Raw genomic sequence first — 15,667 nt, forward strand, 5'->3', positions numbered from 1 at the left:
TGTGAAGCTTGTAGGCTGTAGCCCATTCTTCTTCAGTGTGTTTTTTATACATGAAAACCCCGAAAGTTATGTCCAACTTTCGGGGTTCACATCATAGCCGGTGGTTCTTCATATGCGGGCCCTGCCCTAGAATACTAGCCACGCGTCACGTCGCGTTGCACGAATTGGCACCTGCATGATGTCCTTACCGGCGAGCCCGTAAACGGGCTAGACCTTCCCGAACATTGTCAGTTGGTCTCCGTACTTGTCTTCCTTCAGCTGATTTTGAATATACGCTGCTATTTTCGCAGTATTTTTACCAGTCGTGTCGACATAATAGCCTCGACACCAAAATTCCCGACCTCTGTACTTGATCTGTAGAGCGGGAAACTTTTCGTACAGCATCAGACTACTTTTCCCTTTCAAGTATCCGATAAAACCCGATACGCTAACTTTGGGCGGTATCTCAAGAAGCATATGGACGTGGTCGGGACACATTTCCGCCTCCACGATATTTATGCCTTTCCAGTTGCATAGCGTACGTAGGATTTTCCCGATCTCAACCTTTTTCTCTCCAAAAAAGACCTTTCTTCGAAATTTGGGAGCGAAAACTACATGATACTTGCAATTCCACGTTGTATGAGCCAACATGTTATGATTATTACTATTTTGCATTTTAACCTCTTGGTTGTTTTTGTTTTGCAGGATGCCAGTCCGCATTTCAAATCTAACCAAGAGTTTTTTGCTTTCTCAAGGACGCAACGCCAGAAGGCTCTATGGAACCACCAGCCTAGCTGGTGGTTTTCGTTTATACAACAAACGCCCCGACCACAAGGATCGAGGCGCTTGGTGTTTGGAGTGTTTAGAATGAATAGTTAGAAGTTCTTGCAGGTGCCTTTCCAGTGGCCACGTTCACCAATGATTTCACCATTGATGTAGCGACCGCTCGTGCCTACGAAATCAGCCTTGCGGAAGTCTTCGCCACCGAGGTGCCAACGCATCCAGGCAACCGTTGCAGCCATGCCGCCCCACGGACCGGAACCATGACCCCAGCCGCATTCACCCTGCTGGCATTCATTGCCCTGGCCGCCCGTCATCTTGATGAGGCATGCCGGAACCTTGACGCCGGGGTTGTTGTAGTCGGCTTCGGCGTTCGGGCGTTCCATACCGCCTTCGCCATACACGATACCGATTGTTTTGCCCTGCGGAACTTGAGACATTGCAGTATGTCCAAGGTCACCGCTATTGTTGAGCATAGCGGTAATAACGCGCTTGTCTTGAATGACCATTTGTTCGGATTCGAGTCCGCCCATAGAGTGTCCGGAACAACCAACAACATTCATGTCAAGTTTCTGGTACAAAGGATCATTCGGATCGTTATTCTTCTTTGCAAGCCAATCGAGAGCGGGCTTACCCTGCGAAGCGTTACCCGGAGATTCGCGGAGCGCAATCACCACGAAGCCATGAGAAGCAAGGCGACGGATCATTCCACCGTATGCACCCGGTTCCGTGCCGCCACCCGGACCCCACACGACAATAGCGTGCTTCTGGTCGTTAGAAAGCTGTTCCGGATAAGCAAGGATTCCACCACCATCGTGACCGGTGCGTTCAATGTACTTGACTCGCATCTGGTCCTTCGTTTCGTCCTTACCTTCGGCAAGGAAAACGCCCTTCGGCTTCGCCTCTTCGCTCGAGCTAGATTCGACCTTCTTTTCGGAGCTAGAAGAGCTAACAGCAGGAGCCTTTTCGGAACTGGAACTTGCAACCTTAGCTTCGCTAGAGGAACTTGCCGGTGCAACATCTGCGCTAGATGCGGGATCCGCTACAGAGCTGGAACTTGCAACAACATCAGCGGAAGATGCCGGATTTTGGGCTGTCGCGCTGCTAGATTCTGCTGCAGAGGAAATTTCAGTACCACTTTGCTGGTTTAATTCACTGCCCTGAACATCGGATGTAGAACTAGACGATTCATCGCCCGGCTGAACTTCTTGAACAGAGCTAGACGAAAAATTGCCATAGTTATTCATCGCAGAGGTGACTGCGTCTTCACCGCAATTCATGAAGGCCAATGAGCTGGCCAACACCATTGTCTTTAAGAGTTTAGATTTCATTTTGTTCTCCTATTTACCATAACCTGATTAGAAATTACCTAAAAAATCCTTGATATTACAAGGGTTGGAGAAAGTCTCATGGATAAAAAATCCAAATGATTAATTTATTCAAAATTCACAATTTACGAAAACATGATTTTCGAAACCACAATTTTTCAAATTCGCAAATCACAAAAATTAATTTGTTATAAACACAAAAAAATCCCGACCGCATGGGTCGGGACCTTTGGTTGTTGGAGTGTGGAAATATCTATTGCTTAATTAGAAGTTCTTGCACTGGGTTTTCCATTTACCCTGCTTACCAATGATGGAACCGTCAATGTACTTGCCACTGCTGCCGACGAAATCAGCCTTGCGTTCCGTTTCGCCACCGAGATGCCAACGCATCCATGCAACTGTTGCAGCCATGCCGTCCCAAGAACCGGAACCATGACCGTAACCGCCTTCGGAGTTACGCGGACCACCCGTCATTTCGATGAGGCAAGCCGGAGCCTTCACGCCAGCGTTGTTGTAATCGTTCTTGGCGTTGTCCTTTTCCATACCGACTTCACCGAAGAGGATTGCAATCGTTCTGTCCGTTGCGACCTTGTTGGCACCTGCACCATTCCAGTCACCACTGTTGTTGAGGAACGCTGTCAAGACGCGCTTATCCTTGATAACAGCCTGTTCAGATTCAAGACCACCCATGGAGTGACCGGAGCAACCGACCGTATTCATGTCGAGCTTGCCAAACAGCGGGCTATTCTGATCCTTGTTCTGCTTGTCGAGCCAATCCAAAGCCTTTATGGCCTGGGAAGCATCACCCGGAGATTCCTTGAGTGCAATCACAACAAAGCCATGCGAAGCCAAGCGACGGATCATGCCTTCATAAGCACCCGGTTCGGTACCGCCACCCGGTCCCCAAACCACGACGCCGTGCTTTTGAGTCGAAGAAAGTTGCTTCGGATACGAGAGGATTCCACCGCCATCCCAGCCGGTGCGGGTCTTGTATTCCACCTGCATCTGGTCCTTTTCTTCTTCCTTGCCACTAGCAAGGAAAATGCCCTTCGGGGCTTCGGCACTGGAGCTAGACTCCACCTTCTTTTCGCTGGAAGAAGACTCCACTTTCTTTTCGCTCGAAGAGCTTGCCGGTTTTTCAGCTACGCTGGAGCTAGAGGCCGGTTTTTGCACATCAGCGCTAGAAGTTGCACTTTGGGCGCCGGCGCTAGAAGCAGGCACAGCATCGCTGCTAGATGTCGGAAGCGGATTCGTGCCCGGGCCACAAGCGTCAGGCAAGCTAGAAGCCAAGCAGCTTTCATCGCTGCTAGAACTGAATACAGCATTCTCAGCCGTCGAACTGGACGAAACTTCGGCAGCTCCATTCTGCCCCTGCTGCTGACCAGCCTGTTCCACAGAGCTAGAAGAGCCCTCAACGCCCGGCTGGACTTCGCCTGCGGAACTGGAAGAGAATCCAGCTGCATAATTGTTAATTGCAGAAGTGACAGCCTCGTCTCCGCAATTGAAGAAGACCAATGAGCTGGCCAACACCACTGTTTTTAAGATTTTTGATTTCATTCTTTGTACTCCTCGTGTTTTTGGCAAAACCTACAACCCATCCATTAGCCTTTGAGGAGGCTATTTTTAAACTAAATCAAAACGGAAGGAGTAAATACTTATGTAAAATTCCTTTTATTGACAAAAAATCCATAACACCCCTAAAACAAAGAAAAGCCGGAACAAAAATTTCCGGCAAAATTGCATAAAACAGAATTTCAGCCCCAAAATGCACATGGTTTTTAACCGGGACAGGGCTCAAAAGGCAATCTAGACTATCTAGGAGCGTAAATGCGCGACATGAATTCCGCGCGGGTCTTTTCGTCAGTCTTGAAACGGCCCAAAAGCTGAGTGGTCACCATGGTTGCACCCGGCTTTTTCACACCGCGCATCGTCATGCACATGTGGCTAGCTTCGAGAACCACGGCAACACCCTTCGGCTGCAAAACCTTCTGGATGAGTTCTGCAATCTGGCGCGTCATGCGTTCCTGGATCTGCGGGAAACGTGCGTAAAATTCCACCACACGCGGGATTTTCGAAAGACCGACCACACAATCACCCGGGATATAGGCCACGTGAGCCTTACCCGTAAACGGCAGAAAATGGTGTTCGCACATGCTCGCAAACTCGATATCCGGCACGATAATCATTTCATCGTACTTTTCGTGGAAACGCGTCTTGAGGATGTCCTCGGCCTTCATTTCGCCCGTAAGGCTCGTCATGAGTTCGGCGTACATCTTCGCAACACGCTTTGGCGTATCGATAAGGCCTTCACGGTTCGGGTCTTCGCCCATGCCTTCCAGAATCATCCGGAAGCCGTCTTCCATTTTCTTGAAATCCATCATGCGAGCAATTATAAAAAAATATCCAGTGTCGGGCAACCGCAACCGGGTTGAAATTGCATCACGGCTTTTAAATCCAGCAATTGCGCCAGCGAGTAAATATCACTTTTTTACAAAGTAATAAGAACGTTTGCAAAGTCTTTCGCGTTTTGATTGTTAGACTATATGATACGCTATTTAATGATACACGAACGTATCATTATTAAAATTTCGCTTTAAAAAATTAAAAAAATTGATGTTTTTGCTCAAAAATTCGAGACTTTGTAATATTTTTTTATTGTCTTCAGAAATGTCGCGAAATTAAATTTATAGATGTCGGGGCGCATTGGTGCCAACTGAAAACGAAAGGAAAGTGAACATGAAGCCCATTCTTAATTATTTGGATTATCGTTGCTACATGCGCGATTTCTACGAGGAGCGGAAGAAGTCATCCGCGTTTTCGTGGAGGGAATTCGCCAAGCTAGCCGGATTCGTCTCGCCCACGTACTTGAAACTGGTGTGCGACGGAAAGACAAACTTGAGCAAGCCCGGCATTCAAAAAGTCGCGAAGGCTATGGGTCTCGAGGGATTCGAACGAACCTTCTTTGAAAACCTAGTGCAATTGGGCCATGTGAAAAGCGATGCCGAGAAGAAGACCGTGCTTGCAAAAATCCTGCAGTCGGCCAAGGAGAACAAGATGCACGTCCTGAATGCGGACGGTTTCCGCTTCTGTGAACATCCGGTGTGCCCGATCGTGCGGGAACTTGCCCCGCTGATGCCCGGCGCACTTCCAAGCGAAATGGCCGCAAAAATCAATTCCGAGGTCACGGCGCTCGATGTCCGCGATACACTCCAGTTCTTGGTAAAGACAGGACTTCTAAAAAAGACGGGCGAGAATTCCTACGAGCAGACTTCGAAAATGGTGAAGATTTCGAAGGACGCCTTGCCCCTGACGGTACGCTCCATGAACCGCGAAATGGGCCGTCTCGGCTTTCTGTCGCTGGACAACACAGAAGTTGACGAACGAAGCGTCTCGGGCCTCACCATGGGCGTCGACGAAATTACCTACCGCCGTATCGTGCGCGAGGTGGACGAGTGCCGCCGCAAGGTGGCCGCCATCGCCGGCGAATGCAAAAAAATTAACCAGGTCTACCGCCTGAATCTGCAACTTTTCCCCCTGACGAAAAAAGTCGATGAAACCTAGAGGAATGTATGAATATGCTGAAAACTTTGAGTAGCCTACCAATTGCCGCATCATTCCTTGCCGTCGCATTTTTCGGCGCCTGCTCCGAAACCGAGAACCCGCAGGATGCCGGCGTCTGGGTAGACGAACCCGCCATTGCGATTAATGAAAGTTCGTCCAGTTCAGAAAATTCGTCTAGTTCACTTTTGGAAATCAAATCCTCAAGTTCTGTCGTGGAGGAAAGCAGTTCCTCGGTGAAAGTAGAGTCATCGAGTTCATACAAAGTCGGAATACACTTTCCGGAACATAACGGATGCGGAATAGCACCCAAAATCTACACAGACCCACTGGAAACAATGCCCACTGCGAAAGCAGCAAAGATAAAAGCGGGATCCGCCAAGGAGCCCTCGTACGCAGCCATTATGATGAAAGATGAGGAACATGGAGTCCTGAGCGCCTTTGTCGAAAAACGTCTCGAGGTTCTTGAAAAACAAGGAGCAGCACACGATTCCGCTTGGATACAGGCGGCAGAAGAACTGTTGCAAGAACTCGGTCTAGACTCCCTGCTTGCCGATCGTCAAATGCCGGTATATTATATGGAATATACCTTGTTCTACCTTTACGGAAGTGGCAGCAATCAATTGAAAGCGTATTTGGTTGACGATTTTGCCGACGGCAAGCTTGAACCGAAAAATTACTGCTTCAGTAATAAGCCTTACGATAAATTTGACCAAGTTGCCTTTAATTTCATGCCCATAGGATGCGTATACGATGAACACGAGATTTTGGACCCGGAAGCCATCATCAAGAACATCTGGCGCAAGTGCTCCGGAATGCCGTACTGCAGCGATGCGATGGTCGGGATGTTCAACAAAGACAGTTCATTAGTATGCAAAAGTAGCAGGTATTACGCCTATACCATAAATGACGATACCTATACCAATTGGGAAATAGCCTCTCCACTGGATGTCGAAACGTCGGGAAACCCTTGCGACGCCGACGGCAAGTTCATCGTGAGCCGCAAGAACCCCGATCGCTCCTATATTTGCACAGCCGATAGTGGATGGGATTCAACAACGACCGTCAAGATCGAAATGAAGCAAATCCCGTGCGATACAGTAGGAGCATTGTTCAAGAGCAAACTGAATCCTGGAGGGGTTTATATTTGTAGGGATACCGTCTGGACCGGGGAATATCTCTGGAATCGAGAATATACCCTAAATACATGGGACAAGGCGACTCCTTTTGAAGCCGAAGTCGCGGACGTTCCCTGTGAAAAAAATGGGGAAATGATAAAAAGCGTCGTGGCTCCGGATTCATTCCATATTTGTAGGGACGGCATTTGGGGATTAGCCACCCGCTTGGAAAGGGAAACCTACAAGATCCCATGCGACGAAGAGGGCAAACATTTCGAAAGCCAAGAACTCCAATCTATGTATTATGTGTGCCATGAAGGCAAATGGCATCAATTTGACGAAATCACTTGCGAAAATGGCGCAAGGTACTCTACGGCCAATGAAAAGGACAAAAAATACAAGACGAATTATGCCTGCAAAGACGGAAAGTGGTATTCAAGCAAAGACGAATCCTGGGAAATTCCATACGAACTTTATTTCAATCCCAACATTGAATACGGCTCGTTTTCAGATCCGAGAGATGGTCGCACCTATCGTACCATTGGCTACCGAGGAACAACATGGATGGCCGAAAATCTCAAGTATCAAGGAACTCCAGAAACCTTTGAAGTTGACAAAAAATACTGCAAAAGTGACAATTGCAAAAATTCAGGTTACTACTATACCATAAATGCTGCGGAACAAGCCTGCCCGGAGGGATGGAGATTCCCGACAGATAACGAAGTTGCACTTCTAAGTACTCCTGACGACTCAGAAGAAGTTAGTGTGTCCTCGACGCGAAAGTTGTTCAATGCATTGTTCTCGCAGATGAATAGCTTGGGCCTTGGCTATGATGGATTGGATAAATATGGACTGAGTTTCACCAAGACCGGCCTATTTAATAGAGAAGTCTATGTGAATAGCGACTATCAGTACTTCTGGATCCAGGATACCGGATGGAAAGACATAACGGTAGCGGAAATAACAACCTACGAAATAAAGTCTCGCAAATTCTCCAGTGACATAAACAACATCAAGGCTCCCGTCCGCTGCGTCAAGGAATAAAAAAATAAATCCCGCGATTTTTTAACCGCGGGATTACCTGTATTAAACAAACACGACTTCGTTGCCTGTGCGGGGCGTTTCCGCGCGGTTCGGAAGTCCCGATTCCGTATCGGCATAGCCAATCGCCACAGAAGCGTAAACGCGTTCATCTTCCTTAAGACCAAGACCGCGCAGGTATTCCAAAAGCGTCGGGTCTTCATTCAGCCACTTGAGCTGATTGATGTAGCAACTGCCAAGGTCGAGCTCATTGGCGGCAAGCATCATGTTTTCGACAGCGCAGGCGACATCGGCCATGTTGTTGCCATATTCTTTCTGGCATGCAACAACAATCAGCACCGGCGCATTGTAGCAGAACGAATAATTGCCCTTGCGCGAAAGCGTGATGGAATTCTTGAGGCTCTTGTAAAGGTCTTCGCGGAGTTCCATCGCAGCAAAAGCAGACTGCACCAGTTCCTTGAGTTTTGCAATCACCGTCGCATCCGAAATCACAAAGAAGTGATTGGTCTGGCAGTTTCCGCCGGTAGGTCCAAAACGGCCCGCTTCGGCAATGGCTTGCAATTTTTCGAGTTCAACAGGCTGCGCCTTGAACTTGCGCGTGCTACGACGAGTCTTGATAGCTTCGAGTGTATTCATATAATCTCCAAATTTATTTATCCTTGACACAAAGTGTTTGCACCATCGGGTACAAATCCTTCGGGCAATCTACAACGCGACGACCTAATTCACCGCGGTCACGCCATGCAATTTCAAAACATTCCTGCGTTTTAGAATTCTTCTCAGTTGCAGACCAAAAGATGTCAAAATATACGTTATTGTTTTCGTAACATCCGCTCATATACAATTTAAAATACCACAAAACAGGAGAATCGTTCCGAAGCATCAAATCAGTCGTCAAATACGAAATATAATCTTCTTGCTTAAATTCTTCTATCGAAGGAATATGGAAACCCTCGGGACAAAACGACATTGCACTTGCCCAATCCATATAGGCAGTTTCATCAAAGTCCAACAAGGACACCGTTTCAACATTTGCGGAATGTCGATTACACTCGCTATATTTCTTGACATCGACTTTCCACGTTTCATAAAAAGTCTCAAAACTTTCACTTTTATTATCCAAAGAATCTAACGACAATCTTTCTTTTGAACGTTCCCGATGCAAGAATAAATTCTTATTGTAGAAATACGCATCATACCCACCGCTTGCCAAATCTACATGGGAAAGGAACATCGTATTTTTTGAAAGGATAAAACGGTAAAGATTGTTATCGACCGTTACAGAATACACCGAATCATCCGTAAACATTCCGCCCTTGAATTTTTCTTTTTTAAAGGACTCCGGCATTGTGTAAGGTTCTTTTCCCAAGCGAATTTCTCGCCAATCCAAAACGCTATCGATTTTTGTACAGCCAAAAAATGCATCCGCTTTTTCACTCCAATAAATCGTCTTTTGCAAATTCGAATTGCATTTGCCCAAGCTATCACGGAATGCATAAGGTTCTGCTTCTAACGCAGGCATTTCACGCCACGACCTTACAGAATCGCACATATAATAAGTTCCGCCATAACGCTTCACAAGTCCACACAAACTATCTGTACAGAACAGGCCATCTTTTTCAGGAGGCATTACAGAATCAGCAACTACAGGATACCAACGTCCATCCCTACATATAAAGAAATCATCTCCATAGCCAATTCTCAAATTAATCCGGTCCCTTTCACAAGGGATATTATCAATCATCGGCGGAATCATTTCGTCATCTTTTATTTTACGCCAATGACCGATACCCCAGCAACCGAATTTCACAAAGCCATCTTCTTCAATGCAATATTCCGCTTCGCAAATAAAATATGTACTATCATATTTTACAACATGATTTTGGAACCTAGAATCGCAAGTATCGTTAAAATACACAGGCGGATAAACTTCTCGCCATACAGGCGAATCAGAACCCGCCCAATAATCTTTACATGAATAGTAGACCCCAAGATGTTTGCCCACCTGATTAGTTTTCGTGCATCCGCCCAAATAATATATCAAGGAATCTAGTTGCACCCATCTTCCAAAAGAGCAATGCACAAAAACACTATCTAGCTGTTTTTTATTCCCATCGTCCTTACATTCCCCAAATTGATCAAGTGCTTTCGCATGCAATACTTCTGCATACAAAGAATCTTTTTCGTTAAAATCAGTTTTCACATATTTATCGGTCCAAGCGCAATTTTTCTCATCGAGACATTCACAATAGAAAAGCGAATCGTGCATATAAAAGGCATGATTCTTGGTAGCGTAACTACCGCATGTTCCAAACTTGTACGTCAGCAAAGTATCGCGGTTATTTTCGATTTTCCATACATTTTCATCTTTCTTGCATAAATAATTTAAACCGTTATGTTCGACAAGAGCCGTCTTCGACAGCAAACATGCTCCGATAGAATCTTCGAAAAGAGTCGCCAAACGGATATAGGAATTAGACCCGCCCCATTTTTCAAATTCACATACAAATCTACGACCATAAAAGTCGCTACTCTTTTTTTCAATTATCGCTTGGCAAGTATCGCACATCGAGAATTTTATTCCGTAACTATTTTGAATAAAATTATGCCAATATTTATACTCGTTCCAAAAGGTATTCCTCGAAGAACTCTTAAACGTAGGCTTACCATTCTCACCGATTGTATTTTCAAAAGTAGCAAGCCACGCATCGGCTGCACGAACAATCATCGAAGAATCGATACGGCCCGTCTTGCTAAAGCTATCGTACAGTTCCTTGTAATCGCTATAAAAAAGGCTATCTGAAATCTCGTGTCGGCAATAAAGATACGGTTTATACATTTCCCATTTATTTGCATAATGCACACCGTTATACCGGTTCGCATGGAGCGCGTTAAAATCCAGGCCAAACAATTGTGTCATTTCCGAATACGCCTTTTCTTCGGCAACGGCAAAATCAAGATTTTCTTTTTGCATCAAGTAATCAATACGCCCTGCAGCCAACGCCTCGTTAAGATTCAATTTCAAATTGCCGTTATTTTCTGTTAATCGAACATATTGCGGAAATTCAACTTTTTCATTTCCGTTCAAAAAAACAGCCACAATTTTAACATACGGATTTTTGTAATCGCGTTCGAAAGCCCTAAAAGCAAAAGCTGTCTTGATATTAGGATTTATTTCGACCTCAATCGAATCCATCGAACGGAAAGAGTCATCTAGGCGTTCAACCCTTACAAATTCAGGCACCAACGGGAGCGCATATTCAACCAAGCCCTGCAATCCCGTGGGAGAATATTGGAATCCATTGTCATCGTATCGGGAAAGAACAACACCTTCATCGCCATCGGAGCATGAAATTGCAAACAAGCTCAACAAAACAAGCAATAACGCAAGCATCTTTCGGAAATACATTTTACCTTTCCTTGATGCAAAGCGCTTGCACCATGGGGTACAAATCCTTAGGGCAATCTACAATACTCTTTTTCGATTTAGATCCGGCTGGGGTATTGATCCGATCATCTTCATAGCATTTTTGCGTTTCAGAATCAGTTTCATCACTCGTCCAGAAGAAATTAGAAACCAAATTACCACCTGAACAATTTTCTCCACTATCCATTTCATAAGTCCACACAGACTGCGAGCCCAATGCAGAATACGTAATATCAATTATGGAGTTCGTAAATTCCTCGGCCTTCAAAAGACGGAATCCCTTGGGGCAGAACTGGCTTGCGTGCGCAAAGTCCATGTAGGAATTATCATTAAAGTGATAAGCCAAGACAGACGCATCTTTGACCTCGGCCTTTTGCGTGCTGCATTCGCTATAACCCGTTGCGCGAGTTTTCCAGTCTTCGTAAAAAGCATCAAAACTAGCACTCTTATTTTCTATCAAATTCAATTGGACATTTTCGGCGCCGCGCTTACCACGTATAAACAAATTATCTTTATAAAAACTTGCATCATACACAGTTCCAGAAATTTCGACATTATCCAACACCCATTTATAAATATTGGAATTGTACCTACGGAACGTATATTTATTACCGTCAACAGTCACCGTGTAAACGCTATCGCCATCAACAACGCCTCCTGCAAACTTTCTTTTGTCCAAATAACTTGGAATAGAATCGTTGGGCGATGCAGACATTGGGGCCGTACTCCAAGTGTACTTTTTATCTACCGTTTGGCAGCTATAAAATGCTCCAGCCTCTTCATTCCAAACAATAGTCTTGTGAGAAATCGTATCGCAAGTACCGAGGCTATCTTTATATTTATAAGGCGCCGCAGAGCTAGCGTTCAATTCAATCCATTGATTAGATGTATTGCAAATATAATACGCCCCTTGATAGCCCTTTACAAGCCCATAATCCTTTATCGAACAAAGGAATCCTGCTTGTTCAATGGGCAATAAAGATTCTTTTTTTACATGAGACCAACCACCTATAAAGCACATATAAAATTCACCGTCATAGGCTTTTTTCATATTGTACTGATTCACGCCGCATGTATCCATATTTATTACGGGAGGAATCGCTTCTGCACTATCAAGCTTACGCCATTTGTAGACAACATCGGAAACGTCATTTCCCTCGCTACTCTTTTCGCAAATAAAATAATTTGTACTATCTGTTGTTACCTTTTTTAAATCTCCAGCAACAGAGCACTGTTCGCCCGCATAGACTGGCCACGGAATTTCGGCCCATACGGTATCGCTAGCATCGTAATCAGTGAAAACACGGCACCCATAATAAGTTCCATTGTATTCACCTTTCACACGATCCTTTGCGCAATGGCCAATATGGTATGTCAACGAATCCACCTCAAGCCATTTGGACGAAATGCACTGTATATACAAATCATCTAGCTTTTTCGTAGCGCCATAACCATTCGTATAGCATCTTCCGAATTGCTCGACCGCTTTCGCTTCGATATATTTTGCAAAAGCCGTAGAATCCTTTCGTGGAACTTCCTTGCCGGCATACTTATCGCTCCAAGCGCAATTGCCCGATTTATCGCACTCGCAAATAAACAAAGAATCCCTGGTATAAACAGCATCGCCATTATTTGATTTTTCGCAAACTTCATAATAGCTATCTAGCAGTTCATCATGAGATACATTCTTTCTCCAGATATTTGAGCCTTTGTCGCATAGATATTCATTGCCCTTATACGTGACAAGAGACTTTGTCTTAAGCAGGCACAATCCAAGGGTATCTTCAATGGGATTTTTAAATCGCCATTTAGAACTATAACGATCATTTTCTTCATTGTCATAATAAAAGTATTTTCCATAATAAGCACTAGACTTTTTATCAATCATCACAGAATCTTTCGTCGTGAATTTTATTTCGTAAATCTGACTGAAAAAATCCTTCTCCATATATCTCAACTTCACGCTAGTATCCCTCGAAACGCTTTCAAACTCAGATATGTGCGTACGTTCGTTAGGGATATTTTCAAACGTAGAAAGCCAGGCATCGGCTGCAGCAATGGCCATCGCTGTATCGACAAAGCTTTTCTCGGCATAGTATTCACGCAACTTCTTAAAATCACTAACGAACAAGCTATCCGAAATTTCATGTCTGCACATCACGTACAAAAGCAGATCATTAAGTCTAATGTCGGAAGAAGGGAATTCATACGTCATGAATCGATTTGCATTGAGGCCAAATCTTTTCGACATTTCTTCCATTACCGTATCCTCGGCATCTGCAAAGCTGTAATTTTCCTTCTTTACAAAATGCTCGATACGCGAAGATGCAAGTGCCATGTAAATATTCTGGCTAATGGTAGAGCGAGTTTCAGAACTCAGGCGATTGTACTGCGTAAATTCCACCTTGGAATTTTTTTCATACGGGAACTCCGTTATGATTTTCAAATACGGATATTTAATATCCTGAGATTTCATGGAAAAATATTTTCCCATCCAAGCCGATGTATCTTTGGACAGCTCAATTGTATCTACTGCATTCAGCTGGTCATCGACAACCTCAATACGGACGGCCGAAGGTTTCATCGTCGGCAAATACTCTACTACCACACTCAATGACATAGGTGAATACTGATACCCGCTTTCATCAATTCGGGCAATGACAACACCCTCATCGTTATCGGAACATGCGGCAAAATATAACGCCGCAAACATTGTCAAAACTGCACTTTTAAAACTCATCATTTCCTCCAAAATTATTTATCTTGCTTTTGCCAAAAGAAATTGCAACCAAGAGCGCGTTGCCTTTCAGGTACAGCAATTCCCTCTTCATTTTTACATTCATCTGTCGATTCACAAATAAAAGAATTACCATCATGTTCTACGACTTCGCCAAAATGCGAAACGAAACATTCATCGCCATAATATTCCGGAGCCGAAATTTCCTTCCATATATTCTGCCACGCCAAGTAATGTTCATCATACCGGCTCCCTTCACACGAATAATAAGCATCTAGATGTTGCGCTTTACTCCTCTCACAGCCACCCAGATAATACGTCAGAGAATCAATCCTCCCCCATTTATCAAATTGGCATTGGACAAAGACACTGTCAAGCGGATATTTATCGCCCGAATAAGTATTATTAATTTGGCACTTTCCAAACTTTTGCAAAGCCCTCGCATTCAGAACAGTAGCGTACAGAGAGTCCTTTTCGTTAATATCCTTATTCACATACTTATCTGTCCAAGAGCACTTATCACCATTACATTCACAAAAGAACAGCGAATCATTCAAGTAAAAAAACTGATTTTTCGTCGCCGAATTACCACACTCCCCGAACTTATATTTCAACAACGTATCGATTTCGCTTTCCGCCCTCCATACATTGTCCTTTTCCTTGCACACGTAATACGAGTCATCATATTCAGCAACGGTAGAAGTCTGCATCAAGCACAAGCCAAGCGAATCTTCAATAGGATCCAACAGACGATAATAACATGTGGACATCCAGCCATCATTTTCGCAAGGGCAAACAAACTTGCGACCATAAAACTCACTTTCTTCTTTTTCTATCACTGTTTGGCGATTATAGCTATCACATGATGGCATGGTTATTCCATACATACGCTCAAAAACGCGGCTATAATTAACGTAGTTGACAAACAACGTATCTCTCGAAAAATTCTTGTAAGTAGGCCTTCCGTTTTTATCCTTTCCTGGTGCAAATGTAGTGAGCCACGCATCCGCCGCACGGACAATCAACGAAGAATCGATTTTCCCCGTTTTGGCAAAATATTCACTCATTTCCTTGTAATCGTCATAAAAAAATCGATCCGAAATTTCATGACGGCAGTAGAGGTACGGTTCATACAATTCCCAGCGGTTAGTGTAATTTACACCATTAAACCGGTATGTATTCCATGCATTAAAATCAGCCCTGAAAATATCCGTCATCTCGGAATACGCCTTTTCTTCGGCTTTCAAAAAACTATAGCCTTCTTCCCGGACTAGCGTTTCAATGCGGCCCGCAGCAAGCGATGCATTCAAATTCAATTTCAAATCGTTATTGGATTCCCGCAAAGAAACGTACTGCGGAAACTCCACCTTCTTTTTTCCGTCCGAAAAGACCGCCACAAGCTTCACGTAAGGATTTTCATAATCGCGTTCGTAAACTTTAAAGACAAACGCATTCTTAATGGTCGAATCCAGAACTACATTGATGGAATCCAGCGAATTCAACATGCTATCGACACGGATAATCTTCACAGATTCTGGAACCAAGGGAGGAGCGTATTCGATAAAGCCTTGCAACTCCGTAGGAGAATACCGGAATCCGACATCGTCATACCTTGCCACGACATGTTCCTCACTTTCGGAACATGCCACCAGACTCAACAAAGCAAACAAAAGCCAGATTGCACTCATTCTCATCGCCA

The 15,667-nt window shown here is 44.6% G+C and carries 9 protein-coding genes and 1 pseudogene; 2 read left to right on the top strand and 8 right to left on the bottom strand.

The genetic code is table 11. The features are described from left to right. Positions 1–134: 134 nt before the first annotated feature. From tnpA to folE, 4 genes and pseudogenes are all read right to left on the bottom strand, one after another. Positions 135–654 (bottom strand): annotated as a pseudogene (gene tnpA / locus BUA34_RS14830) (IS200/IS605 family transposase). Between the two features lie 200 nt (positions 655–854). After that, the gene (locus tag BUA34_RS14835) at positions 855–2,090 is read right to left on the bottom strand and encodes a poly(ethylene terephthalate) hydrolase family protein (RefSeq protein WP_072830949.1); all 1,236 of its coding nucleotides are present in this window, start codon (positions 2,088–2,090) and stop codon (positions 855–857) included. A 261-nt stretch (positions 2,091–2,351) separates the two neighbouring features. After that, entirely contained in the window at positions 2,352–3,644 is a 1,293-nt protein-coding gene (locus tag BUA34_RS14840; RefSeq protein ID WP_072830951.1) for an alpha/beta hydrolase family protein, read from the bottom strand. Positions 3,645–3,898: 254 nt separating this feature from the next. Then, entirely contained in the window at positions 3,899–4,468 is a 570-nt protein-coding gene (folE, locus tag BUA34_RS14845; protein ID WP_072831026.1) for a GTP cyclohydrolase I FolE, read from the bottom strand. Between the two features lie 355 nt (positions 4,469–4,823). On the opposite strand from folE, the gene BUA34_RS14850 reads away from it, so the two are divergent. Both BUA34_RS14850 and BUA34_RS14855 read left to right on the top strand, forming a co-directional pair. Continuing rightward, positions 4,824–5,648 (top strand): TIGR02147 family protein, encoded by an 825-nt coding sequence (locus BUA34_RS14850; RefSeq protein ID WP_072830953.1) that lies wholly within the window; start codon positions 4,824–4,826, stop codon positions 5,646–5,648. An 8-nt stretch (positions 5,649–5,656) separates the two neighbouring features. Continuing rightward, on the top strand, positions 5,657–7,807 hold the full coding sequence (locus BUA34_RS14855; protein ID WP_072830955.1) for an FISUMP domain-containing protein: 2,151 nt from the start codon (positions 5,657–5,659) through the stop codon (positions 7,805–7,807). A 42-nt stretch (positions 7,808–7,849) separates the two neighbouring features. Here the strand turns inward: BUA34_RS14855 and BUA34_RS14860 are convergent, their stop codons facing one another. The 4 genes from BUA34_RS14860 to BUA34_RS14875 are packed head-to-tail and all read right to left on the bottom strand — an operon-like array spanning position 7,850 to position 15,656. Continuing rightward, on the bottom strand, positions 7,850–8,440 hold the full coding sequence (locus BUA34_RS14860) for a nitroreductase (protein WP_072830957.1): 591 nt from the start codon (positions 8,438–8,440) through the stop codon (positions 7,850–7,852). Positions 8,441–8,453: 13 nt separating this feature from the next. Beyond that, complete coding sequence (locus BUA34_RS15970) at positions 8,454–11,213, bottom strand: hypothetical protein (protein WP_072830959.1); 2,760 nt, start codon at positions 11,211–11,213, stop codon at positions 8,454–8,456. Between the two features lies 1 nt (position 11,214). Next, positions 11,215–13,974 carry a hypothetical protein gene (locus BUA34_RS14870; RefSeq protein WP_139255962.1) on the bottom strand — a complete coding sequence of 920 codons (2,760 nt, stop codon included), beginning with the start codon at positions 13,972–13,974 and terminating at the stop codon, positions 11,215–11,217. A gap of 11 nt (positions 13,975–13,985) precedes the next feature. Further along, positions 13,986–15,656: a hypothetical protein gene (locus BUA34_RS14875; protein ID WP_254794514.1), complete on the bottom strand. Its 1,671-nt coding sequence runs from the start codon at positions 15,654–15,656 to the stop codon at positions 13,986–13,988. Positions 15,657–15,667 lie beyond the last annotated feature (11 nt).

The sequence above is a fragment of the Fibrobacter sp. UWB12 genome (assembly GCF_900142485.1).
Lineage (GTDB): Bacteria > Fibrobacterota > Fibrobacteria > Fibrobacterales > Fibrobacteraceae > Fibrobacter.

What these genes read in the sequence shown, in the direction of transcription:
- BUA34_RS14835 (WP_072830949.1), bottom strand. Translation starts at nt 2,090, where the DNA reads ATGAAATCTAAACTCTTAAAGACAATGGTGTTGGCCAGCTCATTGGCC.
- BUA34_RS14840 (WP_072830951.1), bottom strand. Translation starts at nt 3,644, where the DNA reads ATGAAATCAAAAATCTTAAAAACAGTGGTGTTGGCCAGCTCATTGGTC.
- folE (WP_072831026.1), bottom strand. Translation starts at nt 4,468, where the DNA reads ATGATGGATTTCAAGAAAATGGAAGACGGCTTCCGGATGATTCTGGAA.
- BUA34_RS14850 (WP_072830953.1), top strand. Translation starts at nt 4,824, where the DNA reads ATGAAGCCCATTCTTAATTATTTGGATTATCGTTGCTACATGCGCGAT.
- BUA34_RS14855 (WP_072830955.1), top strand. Translation starts at nt 5,657, where the DNA reads ATGAATATGCTGAAAACTTTGAGTAGCCTACCAATTGCCGCATCATTC.
- BUA34_RS14860 (WP_072830957.1), bottom strand. Translation starts at nt 8,440, where the DNA reads ATGAATACACTCGAAGCTATCAAGACTCGTCGTAGCACGCGCAAGTTC.
- BUA34_RS15970 (WP_072830959.1), bottom strand. Translation starts at nt 11,213, where the DNA reads ATGTATTTCCGAAAGATGCTTGCGTTATTGCTTGTTTTGTTGAGCTTG.
- BUA34_RS14870 (WP_139255962.1), bottom strand. Translation starts at nt 13,974, where the DNA reads ATGATGAGTTTTAAAAGTGCAGTTTTGACAATGTTTGCGGCGTTATAT.
- BUA34_RS14875 (WP_254794514.1), bottom strand. Translation starts at nt 15,656, where the DNA reads ATGAGTGCAATCTGGCTTTTGTTTGCTTTGTTGAGTCTGGTGGCATGT.